13 protein-coding genes and 1 riboswitch are annotated in these 15,382 nt (G+C 63.7%); of the genes, 3 read left to right on the top strand and 10 right to left on the bottom strand.

The window, feature by feature from the left end; all coding sequences use genetic code 11:
- Positions 1 to 20 precede the first annotated feature (20 nt).
- Together GQ59_RS17430 and GQ59_RS17435 are read left to right on the top strand one after the other, a co-directional pair.
- The gene (locus GQ59_RS17430; RefSeq protein ID WP_037083646.1) at positions 21 to 944 is read left to right on the top strand and encodes a LysR substrate-binding domain-containing protein; all 924 of its coding nucleotides are present in this window, start codon (positions 21 to 23) and stop codon (positions 942 to 944) included.
- On the top strand, positions 941 to 2,344 hold the full coding sequence (locus GQ59_RS17435) for an amidohydrolase family protein (RefSeq protein WP_037083548.1): 1,404 nt from the start codon (positions 941 to 943) through the stop codon (positions 2,342 to 2,344). The genes GQ59_RS17430 and GQ59_RS17435 overlap by 4 nt, the downstream gene beginning before the upstream one ends.
- On the opposite strand, the gene fdxA is transcribed toward GQ59_RS17435, so the two are convergent.
- On the bottom strand, positions 2,341 to 2,679 hold the full coding sequence (gene fdxA / locus GQ59_RS17440; protein ID WP_037083550.1) for a ferredoxin: 339 nt from the start codon (positions 2,677 to 2,679) through the stop codon (positions 2,341 to 2,343). The two genes, GQ59_RS17435 and fdxA, sit on opposite strands and share 4 nt — an antisense overlap.
- Before the next feature lie 193 nt (positions 2,680 to 2,872).
- Between fdxA and GQ59_RS17445 the strand changes: the two genes are divergently transcribed.
- Complete coding sequence (locus GQ59_RS17445; RefSeq protein ID WP_037083552.1) at positions 2,873 to 4,675, top strand: adenine deaminase; 1,803 nt, start codon at positions 2,873 to 2,875, stop codon at positions 4,673 to 4,675.
- 12 nt (positions 4,676 to 4,687) lie between these two features.
- Here the strand turns inward: GQ59_RS17445 and GQ59_RS17450 are convergent, their stop codons facing one another.
- The 9 genes from GQ59_RS17450 to GQ59_RS17495 all read right to left on the bottom strand — a co-directional run bounded on the left by GQ59_RS17450 (position 4,688) and on the right by GQ59_RS17495 (position 15,373).
- The gene (locus GQ59_RS17450; RefSeq protein ID WP_037083553.1) at positions 4,688 to 6,085 is read right to left on the bottom strand and encodes a M20/M25/M40 family metallo-hydrolase; all 1,398 of its coding nucleotides are present in this window, start codon (positions 6,083 to 6,085) and stop codon (positions 4,688 to 4,690) included.
- Positions 6,086 to 6,173: 88 nt separating this feature from the next.
- The gene (gene nadC / locus GQ59_RS17455) at positions 6,174 to 7,031 is read right to left on the bottom strand and encodes a carboxylating nicotinate-nucleotide diphosphorylase (protein WP_037083554.1); all 858 of its coding nucleotides are present in this window, start codon (positions 7,029 to 7,031) and stop codon (positions 6,174 to 6,176) included.
- A 3-nt stretch (positions 7,032 to 7,034) separates the two neighbouring features.
- The gene (locus GQ59_RS17460; protein WP_037083555.1) at positions 7,035 to 8,576 is read right to left on the bottom strand and encodes an L-aspartate oxidase; all 1,542 of its coding nucleotides are present in this window, start codon (positions 8,574 to 8,576) and stop codon (positions 7,035 to 7,037) included.
- A complete protein-coding gene (gene nadA, locus GQ59_RS17465) occupies positions 8,573 to 9,544 on the bottom strand; it encodes a quinolinate synthase NadA (RefSeq protein ID WP_037083557.1) in 972 nt (323 codons plus the stop codon). The genes GQ59_RS17460 and nadA overlap by 4 nt, the downstream gene beginning before the upstream one ends.
- Positions 9,545 to 9,612: 68 nt before the next feature.
- Positions 9,613 to 10,515, bottom strand: a complete 903-nt coding sequence (locus tag GQ59_RS17470; protein WP_037083559.1) for an NUDIX hydrolase — start codon at positions 10,513 to 10,515, stop codon at positions 9,613 to 9,615.
- A gap of 97 nt (positions 10,516 to 10,612) precedes the next feature.
- Positions 10,613 to 11,557: an ABC transporter substrate-binding protein gene (locus tag GQ59_RS17475; protein ID WP_037083561.1), complete on the bottom strand. Its 945-nt coding sequence runs from the start codon at positions 11,555 to 11,557 to the stop codon at positions 10,613 to 10,615.
- The gene (locus GQ59_RS17480; protein WP_037083562.1) at positions 11,554 to 12,336 is read right to left on the bottom strand and encodes an ABC transporter permease; all 783 of its coding nucleotides are present in this window, start codon (positions 12,334 to 12,336) and stop codon (positions 11,554 to 11,556) included. The genes GQ59_RS17475 and GQ59_RS17480 overlap by 4 nt, the downstream gene beginning before the upstream one ends.
- 135 nt (positions 12,337 to 12,471) lie before the next feature.
- Positions 12,472 to 12,575, bottom strand: a riboswitch (TPP riboswitch).
- A 63-nt stretch (positions 12,576 to 12,638) separates the two neighbouring features.
- Positions 12,639 to 14,327, bottom strand: a complete 1,689-nt coding sequence (locus tag GQ59_RS17490) for an ABC transporter permease subunit (protein WP_037083564.1) — start codon at positions 14,325 to 14,327, stop codon at positions 12,639 to 12,641.
- Complete coding sequence (locus GQ59_RS17495; RefSeq protein ID WP_037083565.1) at positions 14,324 to 15,373, bottom strand: ABC transporter substrate-binding protein; 1,050 nt, start codon at positions 15,371 to 15,373, stop codon at positions 14,324 to 14,326. The genes GQ59_RS17490 and GQ59_RS17495 overlap by 4 nt, the downstream gene beginning before the upstream one ends.
- Positions 15,374 to 15,382 lie beyond the last annotated feature (9 nt).

The following is a 15,382-nucleotide window of genomic DNA, read 5'->3' on the forward strand; positions in this document are numbered from 1 at the left end:
CAGGAGCTTGGGGGATGAGTATGCACGCCAGTATCCTGAAATATTTCGTCGAAGTCGCCCGCTCCGGCTCGATCCGCAAAGCCTCCGAAGAGCTGCATGTGGCGACCTCCGCCGTCAGCCGCCAGATCCGCAAGCTTGAGGACGAACTCGGCACGCCGCTGTTCGAACGGTTCTCCGACGGCCTGCGCCTCACCTCCGCCGGCAAGGTGGTGCTGAAGCACGCCAAGGAGACGATGCACCACTACGAGATCATGAAATCCGATCTCGGCGACCTCCAGGGCAAGCGCACCGGCCGCGTCCATATCGCCTGCCTGGACAGCCTGGCCGTGCAGTTCATGCCTGAATTCGTGATGGCGTTTCACCACAAGAACCCGGCCGTCGATTTCCGCATCCGCGCCGACAACTTCAACAACATCTTCCATTTCGTCGCCGATGGCGACTGCGACATCGGCATCACCTTCGATCTCGCCCGGCCGCACGATATCAAGCTGGTGCATGGCGTGCGGATGCCGCTGATGGTGATCGTCGCAAAACACCATCCGCTGGCCCGCCAGAAAAGCGCGACCCTGCAGGAATGCGCCCAGTTCAAGCTTCTGCTGCAGCTCGACAACGAGGTGATGAGTTCGATGATCGCCGTCGAACTCGCCTCGCTCGATCGCGTCGGCCGCACGCTTGTCGCCACCAACAACCAGATGATGCTGAAACCGCTGATCCTGTCCGGCGAAGGGGTCGCCTTCTTCACCCCGCTCGGCCTCCTCAAGGAACTGAAGGCTGGCGACGTGGTCGCCCTGCCGATCGCCGGCTCCCGCCTGCAGAACTTGGAGGTCGGCATTGTCGCGCCCCATAACCGTCAACTCACCCATGCCACCGAAGCCGTGATCGAGGCGCTCAGCGTCGATCTCGAAAAATTCAGCAACCAGATCGCGGAGGTCATCAACCGGTGACATCTAACGAGGACACGCGCTTCCTGCAGCATCCGGGCCATCAAAAAGCCCTGCGTGGCGATGCGGCACAAGCCGCCCTTCCTGCTCTCGCCTCGGTCATTCCGCTTGTCCCTGGCGACCTCATCCTGCCCATGCCGATCAACGCCCACGACCACGGCTACGGCATCCGCACGCTGGATTTCGGCAGCCTCGACGACGCGCTGGAAACCTGGATCCCGACGATGCGGCTACGGCCCCGCACCGACGCCTATCTCGAAGCGCTTGTCGCCTTCGGGCGCCTCGCCAAGACCGGCGTCGCGGCAACCATCCACTGCCACAACTCCCTGAATGCGGCCCGCATGGTCGACGAGGCCCTGGAGGTGATCCGCGCGGCAAAGGATGTGGGCATCCGCCTCGGCCTCTCCTGCCCGCTGCTCGACCACGACGCCTGGGCCTATGACGGCGGCCCGGAACGGCTGAAGCCGTTTCTGAGCCCGGCGGACTGGGAGGCCCTTTCTCCCCTCGCCCCACGCTACGCCCCGTTCCGCGATCAACTCGCCGCCGCCGATGCCGTTGCAGCCGCAAACTCCAATCCGCTGGTCGATGTCCAATACGGCCCGATCGGCCCGCAATGGTGCTCGAATGCCCTGCTCGAAGCGATCGCCGAGGCCTCCGCCGCCAACGATCGCCGCATCCATATACACCTGCTCGAAAGCCCACGACAGAGAGCATGGCTGGACCGCCGCTTCCCCCAGGGCATCGTCCGCTATCTCGACGACATCGGCTTCCTGTCACCGCGTCTTGCCGTCGCGCATGGCGTTCAGCTCCGGCCGGACGAATACGAACTGCTCGCCGAGCGCGGCGTTCAGCTCGTCTCCAATCCCTCCGCCAACCTGCGCCTGCGTTCCGGCATCGCGCCGCTCGCGGACGCCGTCAAACGGGGCCTGCGCTTCGGCATCGGGCTGGATGGTGGTGCCTTCGATGACGACCAGGACCTCTGGCGCGAAATGCGGCTCCTCTATTTCCTGCACGGCGGGCGCGAGCTTGAAAGAGATTTTACCGCTGCCGACATCTTCGACGCCGCGATCCGTACCGGCGCGACCGTCGTCAACGCCCCGCTCGGAGAGGACTTTACGGTCATCGACTACGAGGCGCTGATCGCCGACAGCGTCTTCGACGATCTCGACGAGGCGGAAGTGCTGCTGAACCGCATGTCCGCCGCGCATACCAAGGCCGTCTATGTCGCCGGCCGACCGGTCATGCGGGACGGCAGGCTCGTGAATGTCGATTTCGATGCAGCCCGCAAGGAACTGCTGGCGCAGGCCAAGGCGGACTTGCCGCGCCTCACCGTCGAACGGGAAAGATGCGGCAAACTGATCACTGCCACCCGCGCCTATTATGGAAGCTGGACCAACGGCTAGTGGGCCGCCTCACGTACGGGCGCGACTGTCACCACCGGGTGATCGACGGACCGCGTCCGGCTTTTGTCCCAGCCGCCGGGCGATCCCAACCCCGTGACCTCAGGCCCGAAATAATCCCGGTTGACGGGAATGAACGCCATCTGTGCCTCGGTCGCCTCCTCGTCATAAGCGATGGCATCGACCGGACAGATGGAGAGGCAGAGCCCGCAATTGATGCACTCGTCCGGATGGATATAGAACATCCGTCCGCCCTCGTAGATGCAGTCGACGGGACACGCCGCGGTGCACGCGCCGTCCTTCACGTCGATACAGGGTGCGGTGATGATATAGGCCATCGGATCGTTTGCCTCTCATTGCCTCAGCCGCACTATCCCAGACCGGGGCGTTGCTGAAAAGCAGCATATTTCGCCGCGAGAGTTCGAATTTCGGCAACGCTCCAATTGCTTGCCTTCCTATTGGCGCTTCCTTGCCTCGGCGGCTTTCCCTACAATCCACCTGTCCTCCCCGAGTCCCGGAAATGAGATTTTCATGAGCACCCTCACCCGCTTCTCCGTTCAGCCGCTTTCGACCATGACCCGCCGTCTCGCCGATGTCGCCTCGGCCCGTCGCGACCCCGATCTGGTCATCCAGGGTGCGCGCGTGCTGTCCACCTATTCGGAGCGTATTCTCGACGGACGCGAGGTCTGGATCTCGGGCGGCCGCATCGCAGCCGTAAAACCGGCCGGCAGCTACCGGAACGGCTCGGCAAAGCTCTACGACGCCAAAGGCGGCATCATCGCTCCGGGCCTCGTCGATCCGCATATTCACATCGAATCCTCGATGGTCACAGCCTGCGCCTATGCCGAGGCAGCACTCCTCAACGGCACCACGACGATCTTCTGCGACAGCCACGAGATCGGCAATGTCATGGATGTCGCAGGCGTCGAGGCCATGCTCGAAGATGCGCGCCAGGCGCCCCTGTCGATCTTCCTCACTGTGCCGAGCACGGTGCCGGCCACGTCACCGGAACTCGAAACCGCCGGGGGTGACCTGACGCCCGCCAAGATCGCCGCCCTCTTCGACAAATGGCCTGAGGCGGTGGCGCTTGGCGAAAAGATGGATTTCGTCCCCGTCGCCATGGGCGACGAGCGCAGTCATGCCATCCTTGCCGCAGCGCTCCAGCGCGGCCGGCCGGTCTCCGGCCATGTCTATGGCCGGGAATTCGTCGCGGCCTATGCTGCGTCCGGCGTCACCGATACCCATGAGGCAATCGACCGCGACATCGCCGACGACCTGCTCGAGGCCGGCGTATGGCTCTTCCTGCGCGGCGGCCCGCCGACGACGCCATGGCATTCGCTGCCGCATGCGATCAAGACGATCACCGAACTCGGCGCCTCGCATAAACGCGTCGCGGTCTGCACCGACGACCGCGATGCCGAGGACCTGCTCGCCTTCGGCCTCGACTGGGTAACGCGCGAAGCCGTCAAGGCCGGCATGACGCCGGAACAGGCTTGGGCCATGGGCTCGCTGCATGGCGCGACCCGTTTCGGCATGGAAGGCGAGATCGGCGGTCTCGGCGGCGGACGCCGCGCCGACCTCGTGCTTCTGACCGACGACCTGAAACCGGTCAGCACCTGGTATGGAGGCGAATTGGTGGTCGACAATCGCAAGATCACCCCGGTTCTCGATGAGGCACTTTCGAAGCCTTATCGCTACCCGGAGGCCGCCTATCATACCGTCAAGCTGCCGAAAAACCTCAAGTTGTCTCCCGATTTGCCGACCGACACCGTCACCGCCCATACCATCCGCACGGAGCTTCCCGGCATCACGCTCGGCCATGTCACGGTGACGCTCGAACCCGCGAACGACTGGCAGGCGCATTTCGACCGTCATGACCTCTGCTTCGTCACCGTCGTCGAGCGGCACGGCAAGTCATCCGGCAATGTCGCGCACGGGCTGCTGAACAGTTTCGGCCTGAAAAAGGGCGCGGTCGCCTCCTCAGTCGGCCACGACAGCCACAATATCATCGTCGCGGGCACCAACGAGGCGGACATGCAGGTGGTACTGGACGCGATCGAAGAAACACAGGGCGGCGTCTGCGTCGTGATGGACGGCAAGGTGACGGCCATGGTGCCGCTGCCGATCGCCGGCCTGCTTTCCGACAAGCGCGTCCACGAGGTCGCAGACGAGGTGAAGGCCCTCAAGCTGGAATGGGAAAAGGCCGGCTGCACCATCGCCTATATGGGCTTCAACCTCATCCCGCTATCGGTCATCCCCGAGATCCGTATCACCGACAAGGGACTTGTCCTGGTGCCGGAAATGGTAATCTCGCCGCTCTTCGAAAAGGCCTGACCGGCGGCGGGATCAGTCCGCAAGCTGGGCGAGGATACGCACCCACGAGCGGATGCCCTTGTGGAAGCTCGACAGGTCGTATTTCTCGTTCGGGCTATGAACGCGGTTGTCGAAACGGGCAAAGCCGACTAGCAGCGCATCGCAGCCGAGCCGGCGCTTGAACTCGCCGATGATCGGGATCGAGCCCCCGGTTCCGGCAAGCGCCGCCTCGCATTCCCATTCGGCGGAAAGCGCTGCGAGCGTCTTCGTCAGGAACGGGCTTTCGACCGGCATGACGGTGGCCGGCGCCAGGCCGAAATCCTTGAACGTCACCGAGCAATCCGCCGGGATGCGCGCCTGAACATGCGCCTTGAAAGCATCGCGGATCTTCTCCGGCACCTGCCCCTCGACCAGACGGAAGGAAATCTTGACGGTCGCCCTGGCCGGGATGACGGTCTTGAACCCCTCGCCGGTATAACCGCCGCTCATGCCGTTGATCTCGCAGCTCGGCCGCGCCCAGACCTGTTCGAGTACGGACCGCCCAGCCTCGCCCGCCGGAATATTCAGCCCGATATCGGCGAGAAAACCCTTCTCGTCGAACGGCAACCGATGCCACTGCGCCTTGATGGCCTCCGGCAGTTCCTTGACGCCGTCGTAAAAACCTTCGACCGCCACTCCGCCATCCGGCGTCCTCAGGCTCGATACGACATCCGACAGCACCTGCAGCGCGTTGCGGGCGGCATTGCCGAACATGCCGGAATGCAGGTCCCGGTCAGCACAAGTGATCTCGATCTCGGTGCTGTAGAGCCCGCGCAGCATGGTGGTCACGGCCGGCGTTTCGCGGTCCCACATGTCGGTGTCGCAGACATAGACCATATCCGCCTTCAGCTCGTCGGCGGTCGCATCGAGGAACGGCGCAAGGCTCGGGCTACCCGCCTCCTCCTCGCCCTCGAAAAGAATGCTGACTTGCACCGGCAGCTTGCCGGTCACCGCTTTCCAGGCGCGGCAGGCCTCGACGAAGGTCATCATCTGGCCCTTGTCGTCCGAGGCCCCGCGCGCGACGATCGCGGTATCGCCATTCGGCAACGGCTCCAGCCGAGGCTCGAACGGATCGCTGGTCCAGAGCGCCAGCGGATCGACGGGCTGGACGTCGTAATGGCCGTAAAACAGCAGATGCGGCCCGGCCGCCTCCTTCTGGTGCGCGACGACCATCGGATGGCCCGTGGTCGGCCGGACGGACGCATCGAAGCCGATCGAGGCGAGGTCGCGGCTCAGCCATTCGGCAGCGGCCTTGCATTGGTCGCGATAGCCGGGATCGGTGGAGATGCTCGGAATGCGGATGAGATCAAAGAGGCGCGCGAGGCTCTTGTCGATATCGGCATCGACCAGAGCCAGCACGGCATCGATTTCGTCACTGGATAGTCTCGGCATCTCGCACTCCTTGTCCGTTCTGTGTTCCAGATCAAGGATGTAGCATTGTTTTCAATGGCTCCGGAAGCGTCTAGCGCCGTCGGCCACCCTAATTTGCAGACCTGAAATCGAGCCCGATATCCAGCGTCGGCGCACTATGGGTGATCCATCCGATGGAGAGCAGATCGACGCCCGAAGCGGCCACGGCTGCGGCCGTCAACGGCGTTATGCCGCCGGACGCCTCGGTGATCGCCCGGCCCGCGACGATGCCGACAGCCTCGCGAAGCTCACCCGGCGTCATGTTGTCGAGCAGCACCGCGTCGACGCCCACGTCCATGGCTTCATGAAGCTGTTCGAGTGTATCCACTTCCACTTCGATCTTCACCATATGCCCGACGCCTGCCTTGGCGCGGCGGATGGATTCGGCAATTCCACCGGCAATCGCCACGTGATTGTCCTTGATCAGCACGGCGTCATAGAGCGCAAAGCGATGGTTCATGCCGCCACCGGCGCGCACCGCATATTTTTCCAGCGCGCGAAGCCCCGGCGTGGTCTTGCGGGTGCAGACGACGGAAGCTCTTGTGCCTTCGATCGCCGCGACGATGCCGGCCGTGACGCTGGCGATGCCGGAGAGATGGCCGAGAAAGTTGAGGGCTGTGCGTTCCCCGGTCAGAAGGCCTCGGGACGGGCCTTCGATCGTGGCGATTACGTCACCCGGCTTCACCGCCCCGCCGTCCTCGACATGGCGGGTCATGACGATCTTCGGATCGACGAGCTGGAATGCCAGTTCCGCCGCATCGAGGCCTGCGATGACGCCGGCCTTGCGGGCGGCCATGACAACCGTCGAGCGATGATCGGCCGGAATGACCGCCGTCGAGGTGACGTCCCCGGCAAGGCCAAGGTCTTCCAGAAGTGCGGCGCGCACCGGCGGTTCGACGAGAAGTCGCGGAAGGGCAGCAAGGGTCATTTGTCAGGCACTCCGGGCAAGGGGATGGGAGGCGGTAGCGCGGGCAATTTCCAGCGCGTCGGCGAAGCACATCTGCCGCCTCTCCGCATAGGCGAGCTTCAACGGGAAATCGGTGCGGGCATGCGCACCGCGGGATTCTTTTCTGAGCGAGGCGAACACGGCGATCAGCAGCGCAACGATCGCCGGATCGGCGGCCGCTCCTTCACTCTCGACGAGCGGCAGCAGGGAGGCGATCGCACCATGGATGGCGCCGGCATTTCTGAGGACGCCGAGATGCCGAGATACGATCGGCCGCACCGCGGAAATGTCCGCCGGCGCCGGCAGCGCGGCATCGACAAGCCGACGCGCAATTTCGGCGGAGGTCGCCGAAAGATCCTGCGCGGCCCGCATGCCCAAAACGGCCGCCTCGAGCAACGAATTGCTGGCCAGCCGGTTGGCGCCGTGCAGGCCGGTCGAGGCCGCCTCCCCGACCACCCACAGCCCTCGCAACGAGCTGCGCCCGTTCACGTCGGTCGCCACCCCGCCCATGTGGTAATGAACGGCGGGGCGAACCGGAATGAGGTCGGAATTGGGATCAACGCTCGCCTCCCGGCAGAGCGCGTCGATCGCCGGGAAACGGCTCGAGAAACCGCTTCCAAGCGCCGGCCGGGCATCGAGGAAGACGCGACCACCCCGGGCAATCTCGGCGCTGATCGCCCGTGCCACGATATCGCGCGCAGCAAGTTCGGCACCCGGTTCGCGGGCGAGAAAACGCTCGCCCTTTTCGTTGACCAGCACCGCGCCCTCGCCGCGTACCGCTTCACTCACCAGAGCCAGCGGCCGTCGCTGCGAGTCCAGCGCCGTCGGGTGGAACTGTACGAATTCCATATCCGCAAGCACCGCACCGGCGCGCGCAGCAAGCATGACGCCCTGGCCGAAATTGCCGGTGGGGTTGGTGGTCGCGTCATACAACCCGCCGAGACCGCCGGTCGCCAGAACCACCCGCTCGGTCGGAACAACAACCGCTCCCGAGCCCGCCGCGCAGAGCAGGCCGGAAACCGCATCGTCATTTGTCAAAAGCCGACGAGCCTCGACGCCATCAAGCACCGTAATCGACGGCGTCCTGGAAACGGCCTCGACCAGAGCCTGGACGATCGCCGCACCCGACCCGTCGCCTGCCACATGCACGATTCGGCGCCGCGAATGGGCAGCCTCCAGGCCAAGCGAAAGCGAGCCGTCGGCGACCCGGTCGAAACGCACACCGAATTTTTCCAGGATGGCAATGGCGTTCGGGGCTTGCCTCAGGATCGAAGCCGCCACAGTCGGATCACAAAGTCCGTCACCGGCGGCGAGCGTATCCGCCAGATGCAGATCCGCACTGTCGTCGGCACCGAGGCTTGCGGCAATGCCGCCCTGCGCCCAGGCACTCGACGTTTCCGCGCCCAGCGCGGCGCGGGTGATCAGGACGACGGGCTGCGGCGCCAGGGTCAACGCCGTCACCAGCCCCGCCAGACCGCTGCCGACGATCGCGACGCGGCCGGCGAGATGGTCTAAAATCTCGGTCATATGGCGAGCATCCTCTCGACCGCACGGCGGGCGGCGACCGCGATCGACGGATCGACGGTCACCTCGTGCCGGTTCTCCTCCAGCGCCTTGCGGATGTTCGACAACGTGATCCGCTTCATGTGCGGGCAGAGATTGCAGGGCCGCACGAATTCCACATCCGGATGATGCACGGCGACATTATCGCTCATCGAGCATTCCGTCAGAAGCACGACGCGGGCCGGCTTCTTCTGGCCGACGTAGTCCGACATAACGGCAGTCGAACCGGCAAAATCGGCCTCGGCCACCACTTCCGGCGGGCATTCCGGATGCGCCAGAACCACGACGCCCGGATGTGCCTCGCGCAGATCGCGGACATCCTGCGCGTTGAACAGCTCATGCACCTCGCAATGGCCGTGCCAGGCGATGATCCCGACATTGGTTTCCCGTGCCACGTTCTGCGCCAGGTATTCGTCCGGGATCATCAGCACTTTCGGAACGCCGAGCGATTCCACCACCTGCTTGGCATTGCCGGAGGTGCAGCAGATATCGGACGCCGCCTTCACCGCCGCGGAGGTGTTCACATAGGTGATAATCGGCACGCCCGGATGCGCCTGCCGCAGCAGAGCGATATCTTCCGGCGTGATCGAATCCGCCAACGAACAGCCCGCCGCCATGTCCGGGATCAGCACCGTCTTGGCCGGGTTCAGCAGCTTCGCCGTCTCCGCCATGAAGTGAACGCCCGCGAGCACGATCACATCCGCATCCACGTCGATCGCCTTGCGGGCGAGCGCCAGGCTGTCGCCGACGATATCCGCAACGCCATGGAAGATTTCCGGCGTCTGGTAGTTGTGAGCGAGGATGACGGCGTTGCGGGTGCGCTTGAGCTCAAGGATCGCCGCGACATCCGCCTCGTAGCTCATCCATTCCGCCTTCGGAATGACGCGGCTGACACGATCGTAAAGCGAGGAAACCGAAACCGGAGAATTCATGAACCGCTCCTTTTATACTCGAAGTGAGTATATCCGGCGCAAAGAGATATTCTCGATTCGAGTTTATGTCAATTGCGTGAAAGCGGAAGTTTCGAACCGGACAGCGCGCGCTCTTCGAGGACCGCATGACGGTAGCGGAAGAGTTTGGCCGGCCGGCCGCCGGTCTCGCTGGTCGCCTCGCCTGTTTCCTCGATCAGCTCCTGCTGGTCGATCAGCCGGCGAAAATTCGGCTTGTGCAGGGTGAGGCCCGCCAACGCCTCGACCGTGCGCTGCAATTGCGACAGCGTAAAGCTCTCCGGCATCAATTCGAACACCACCGGACGGTATTTGATCTTAGCCCGAAGCCGCGCGATCCCGGTCGCGAGGATACGGCGGTGATCGGCAAACATCGAACGGCCGAAACTTTTGGCCGGCGGGCAACCGGCCTCGGTCACCAGCCCCGCCTCGTACATCAGCTCATACCGCTGCAGGCCGAGATCCTCGTTCCAGGCAGCACCATCGAGGCCGAAGGCGAAATCGACGCGGCGCTGGCGGTGTTCCCGGCGCGCCGTTTCCGAGGCGACCCAATCCTGCAGGCGGCGAGTGATTGCGGCCAGGATCTCCGGCCTCCCCCCGCGATGGTCTTCCCAGGGGAAATATTCGTACCAGCCGTGCCAGCCGGGTTTTCCGGCTCCGGGTGCGGCCTGTTCGCGGACGAGGCCGAGATAGCTGATCGAGATCGTCCGCCCCTCGGCATCCTCATGGGTCCGGTCGCGGTCGGCGAAGGTATAGAGCTGTTCGAGATAACCGAGCGGATGGCCCGTCTGGTCCCCCACCCATTCCCGCAGCCCGGCCTGAAGGCTCCTGTGGCCGAGCTCGAAAGGCCCCGACGGCAGCGCATCTCCGGAGCGAACCGTCATCACGCGCGGCTCGTCGCCTGTGACGGCGGAAAGAACCGCGATCAGTTCCGCATGGGCAAGTCCGATGGTCAAGCAAACTCCGGGGTACGTAACGTGGAAAGCCTATCTGGCATGGAAATCACGTTACGCGAACCACGGAGCTCAAATCAAACGATATCAGCAACTTGGCCTATTTGATTTCGACCGCGAGCTCCCCGATCGGCGGCACGGTCTTGATCAGTCCCATTTCCTGCATGAAGGCGGCGAAACGCTGGTAACGGCCCTGGTCGAGCGCGGCCGGGCGCTTGGCGAAGCGCGGCAGGGTGTCGAAGAATGCCGTGCGGTTCAACTCGTCATCAAGGTTAGGATAGGCCTTGATGAAAAGCTGCCAGGCCTCCTGCGGGTGGTTGGTGATGTAGATCGAGGCCTGTTCGACGGCATGCAGGAAGCGCGGCAACCGGTTGTCGGCGGCAGAATCGCGGCGGGTGACGAAGATCAGTTCGTCATAGGCCGGCACGCCGTGCTCCTCCGGGAAAAACGCGCGTCCCGGATGGCCTTCCAGCTTCATCTGGGTCAGCTCGAAATTGCGGAACCCGCCGAGCGTCGCATCCACCTTGCCGCCGATCAGCGACGGCGACAGGGAGAAGTTGACGTTGATCAGTTCCACGTCGCCGTTGGAAAGACCTTCCGAGGCCAGCATGCGCTTCAGCATGGCATCCTCGAAGCCGGTGACGGAAAAGCCGACCTTCTTACCCTTCAGGTCCTTGAGGCTCTTGATCGGGCCGTCCGCCAGAACCGTGACGGTGTTGAGCGGGGTTTCGACCAGTGTGCCGAACCGCACCAGCGGCAGGCCGGCTTCGTGGTCGAGGTAGAGATTGGGCTGGTAGTGGATTCCGATATCCGCCTGGCCGGCAGAAACCAGCCGCGGCACCGCCGACGGATCGGATGGCGCGATAAGCTCGACATCGAGATTGGCATCAGCAAACAGGCCGCGCTGCTGGGCGATCACCATCGGCGCATGGTCTGGATTGACGAACCATTCAAGCAGCACGCTGAGCTTGTCGGCCGCCTGTGAGGGCCCGGGCGCGGCAAGGCTTGCCAGCGCGATGAAGGACGCGGTGAGAATACGGATCATGATTTGACGGAACTCCCTGATGCGGATGAGGATGAAGGGTCGGCTTCGCTGGCCCAGGGGGCGAGCCCGGCGGTCAGCCGGTCGATGAGAAGCCTGAGAATGAGGGTGAGAATGGCGAGGACGGTCATGGCCGCGAATACCGTGTCGGTCTGCATGCGCGCATTGGCCTGGACCATGACGAAGCCGAGTCCGCCGGACGCCCCGACCCACTCGCCGACGACGGCTCCGAGTGGCGCCAGCGGTGCCGCGACCCTGAGGCCTGAGACGAGGCTCGGTATCGCCAGCGGCACCCGCATCGAGACCAGCGTCTGCCAGTGACTTGCCCCCTCCAGGGAGACGGCGTCGAGGATTTCCTCATCGGTGCGGCGAAGACCGTCGGCAAAGGCCGATGCGACCGGAAAGAAGATGATGATCGTCGTCATCGCCACTTTCGAGGCGAGGCCGAAACCCAGCCAGAGAACCAGGATGGGGGCCAGCACGAAGACGGGAAAGGCCTGCAGGATCAGCACCATCGGCCAGACCAGACGGCCAAACCGCGGCAGCGCTGCGACGCCGAACGCCGTGGCGATGCCGAGGCCAGCACCGATCACCAGCCCCAGCGCGATTTCCGTCAGCGTGACGAGACTGTTTTGCAACAGGAAACCCGGCTGCCGCAGAAAGGCGGACGCGACAGCAATGGGAGACGGCAGAATATAGCGAGGCGGAGCAAACAGCCAGACGCCCGCTTGCCAGAGGGCGACAAGCAAGACGAGGCCGATGACCGCGTGGGAGGCGCGCATGATGCTACGCGTCGAACCTAGACGCGACGGCCGGATATCCTTTTGGGACAACGGAAAGGATGAATGTCATCGGTCGATCTCCAGATCAAATCAATCACGGAGATCCAGGTGAAGCGGAGAAGAGAAAAATCGTCGGATGACGCCTATTTCCGTTCCTACGCCGGCATGACCCGGATCAGGTTCAAGGGTCCGGCTCAGCGCCATCTCAGCATCGTCACGATGCTCCCCTCGGAATGGGACGATAACTGTCGGTTTTCAGTAAGCCTGTCAAGCGGGCCGGCCGGCCCGCTGTCGTTTCGAACTCACCGTGCGTAGAGACGGTCGAGGCGAACCACCCTGCCCAACAAGACCAGCGCGATGACCGTGAAGACGATCAGCACGGCCGAGATGGCATGCGCGGTCGGCTCCAGGCTGAAGGTCGATTCCGCGTAGATGCGGACCGGCAGCGTCGTCAGGCGGGCGGTGGTGAGGAAACTCGTTACGGTCACCTCGCCGAAGCTCAGGAGGAAGCCGACGATACCGGCCGCAAACAGTCCCGGCGCCAGGCCCGGCATGATGATCAGGAAGAACCGCCGCGCCGGGCTTGCTCCGAGGCTCGCCGCCGCCTCTTCCTGCGCCCGGTCGAGCCCCATGACCGAGGTGGTCAGCAGCGTGATGGCGAAGGGAAGGATGACGATCACATGGATTGCCACGAGGCCGAAAAACGGCGGGATGACCAGGTAGATCTGCAGCAGCCGCAGCATGCCGACCCCGATCGCCACATGTGGCAGCGACATCGGCAGCAACCAGAACGTCAGAAGCGCGGAACGGCCCTTGAACGGGTAACGGGCGAGCGCAAACGCCGCCGGCAGCGAGAGTGTCAACGCCACCAGCATCGAGGTGACGGCGAGCCTCACCGATACCCAGAAGGCGTCTGCGTAAGTTCCGGCGAAGAACACCGCCTCGTACCATTTCAGCGTGAAGCCGCGGAAACCGGACGCGGTCGCCTGCGGCACGTCGTTGAAACTCTGGATGCAGACCAGCACCAGCGGCAGCAGCAGGAGCAGCAGCGAGGTGGCAAGCAGCAGTTTCGAGACAATCGGGCCGAGGATATTGATGACAGGCACGATCCAGCGCGGAATGCTCCACGGATTGCTGGGCTTGCCCTTCAGCCATGGCATCAGGCGATTGAGGGAATAGGCGCAGAGCGCCGCGAAGGCGAGACCGGTCACGGTCATGATGATAGCAAGTGCGGCGGCAAGCGGCGCGTTGAGGTTCTTGATCGCTTCCTGCAGCACCAGCATGCCGGTGGTCCAGACCTTCTTGCCGCCGAGCAGCGAAGCGGAAACGTAGGCCGTGGTCGCCATCAGGAAAACGATGACGGCCCCGGAGCGCAGGCCGGGCAGCGACAGCGGCAGGTCGACGGTGAGGAACCGGATCGCCGGAGACGCACCAAGACTCTGGGCCGCCTCATGCACGCGTGGTGAGGTGTTCTGCAAATTGTCGTAGAGCGCCAGCACCATGAACGGCAGGAAGACCTGCGCCAATGCGACGGCGACTGCGCCATGGGTGAACAGCATGTATCTCGCCGGCGGAATTCCGATCAGGCCGGTGACCGAATTGATCAGCCCTTCCGGCGCCAGCAGCAGGATGATGCCGAGCGAGCGCACCACGACATTGGTGAGCAGCGGAATGAGGATGACGGCGAACGCGGCCGCGCGGTATTTCACCGGCATCCGGGCCAGCCAATGGGCGAGCGGATAACCGAGAAACGCCGTGATGACGGTGACACCGAGACCGAGCAGGACGGTTTCGGCGACGACGCCGAAATAGAAACCGTCCGATGCGATGTCCCGAAACTGCGCGATCGACGGCGCTATGAACAGCGGACCGAAAGGATCGGGATACTCGTGCAGGGAGAGCACGAGCACCACGAACATCGGCGCCGCGAAGGACAGAAGCAGCCAAAGGGTGACCGGCGCTGCAAGCGCCGGCCCGATCCAACGGTTCATCCCGCGATCTCCCGATCGTATTTTGCCTGCCATTTGGCGCGGCTGGCATTGATCACGTCCCAATCGAAATCGACGAGCTTGGCGACATCGGCATCGCCGAGCACGAGTTTCGACTTGAGATCATCCGGGACCGTGATGTTGTTGACGGTCGGCGAATAGTAGATCTGGCGTGCATAGGCGAGCATGCAGGGCTCGGAGAGATGCAGGTTGATCCACTCCTCTGCGAGCTTCTGGTTCTTCGTGCCTTCGGTAATGCAGGCGACGTTCATCGAAAGCGCCTGTCCCTCGACGGGGGTGGCTATCGCGATATTGGGATTGCGCGATTCCACATAGGACCGCGTGAAACTGCCGAACTCGACCGAGAGATCGGCGAGCTTCTGGTCGAACATTTCGAAAAGCTGCGCCTGGCTGCCCTGGATCGCCGCGAACGGCTTCAGTTCCTTGACCTTTTCAAAGGCGATGTCGGCGTTCTTTTCATCGCCGCCCCAGACGCGGGCGGCCATCATCAGCGCGGAAATACCTTCGGCACCGAGACCGTCCGGCCAGGCGATGCGGCCCTTCCATTCCGGGTTCCACATGTCCTTCCAGGAGGTGATCGGCTTCGACGCCTTGGTCTTGTCGTAGACGATCGTGCAGGGGTTGAAGGCAACGCCGTAACCGCCCTTGCGCGCGCTCGGATAGAGAGCCTCGAAGTTCTTGACGGCAGGCGTCGGGGCCTGGGTCACGCCGTCCTTCACGGCCTGGCGGCTTTCGAAGATGTTGAGATAGAGAACGTCGAAGCTCGGACGGCCGCGCTCGGCATAGGCGCGGGCACGGCGATCACCGGTACCGCCGAGGACGTAGCTGACCTTGCAGCCGTATTTCTCGACCAGCGGCTTCTCGACATGTTCCTTGACGATCTTTTCCTGAGCGCCGCCCCAGATGCCGACGACGAGCTCGTCGCCCTTCTTGGGCTCCTGCGCGGAGGCGGGACGGATGATGTGGAACGGTGCGGCAAGGCCTGCACCGGCAATCAGCTTGTTGAATGTACGACGCGAGACGTTCATGTCTTTGTT

Source organism: Neorhizobium vignae, from assembly GCF_000732195.1.
Classification (GTDB): Bacteria; Pseudomonadota; Alphaproteobacteria; order Rhizobiales; family Rhizobiaceae; genus Neorhizobium; species Neorhizobium vignae.

Excerpts from the sequence above, each read along its gene's own strand:
- nadA (WP_037083557.1), bottom strand. The coding sequence starts at position 9,544 with ATGAATTCTCCGGTTTCGGTTTCCTCGCTTTACGATCGTGTCAGCCGC.
- GQ59_RS17445 (WP_037083552.1), top strand. The coding sequence starts at position 2,873 with ATGAGCACCCTCACCCGCTTCTCCGTTCAGCCGCTTTCGACCATGACC.
- GQ59_RS17480 (WP_037083562.1), bottom strand. The coding sequence starts at position 12,336 with ATGCGCGCCTCCCACGCGGTCATCGGCCTCGTCTTGCTTGTCGCCCTC.
- fdxA (WP_037083550.1), bottom strand. The coding sequence starts at position 2,679 with ATGGCCTATATCATCACCGCACCCTGTATCGACGTGAAGGACGGCGCG.
- nadC (WP_037083554.1), bottom strand. The coding sequence starts at position 7,031 with ATGACCCTTGCTGCCCTTCCGCGACTTCTCGTCGAACCGCCGGTGCGC.
- GQ59_RS17475 (WP_037083561.1), bottom strand. The coding sequence starts at position 11,557 with ATGATCCGTATTCTCACCGCGTCCTTCATCGCGCTGGCAAGCCTTGCC.
- GQ59_RS17490 (WP_037083564.1), bottom strand. The coding sequence starts at position 14,327 with ATGAACCGTTGGATCGGGCCGGCGCTTGCAGCGCCGGTCACCCTTTGG.
- GQ59_RS17450 (WP_037083553.1), bottom strand. The coding sequence starts at position 6,085 with ATGCCGAGACTATCCAGTGACGAAATCGATGCCGTGCTGGCTCTGGTC.
- GQ59_RS17495 (WP_037083565.1), bottom strand. The coding sequence starts at position 15,373 with ATGAACGTCTCGCGTCGTACATTCAACAAGCTGATTGCCGGTGCAGGC.
- GQ59_RS17430 (WP_037083646.1), top strand. The coding sequence starts at position 21 with ATGCACGCCAGTATCCTGAAATATTTCGTCGAAGTCGCCCGCTCCGGC.
- GQ59_RS17460 (WP_037083555.1), bottom strand. The coding sequence starts at position 8,576 with ATGACCGAGATTTTAGACCATCTCGCCGGCCGCGTCGCGATCGTCGGC.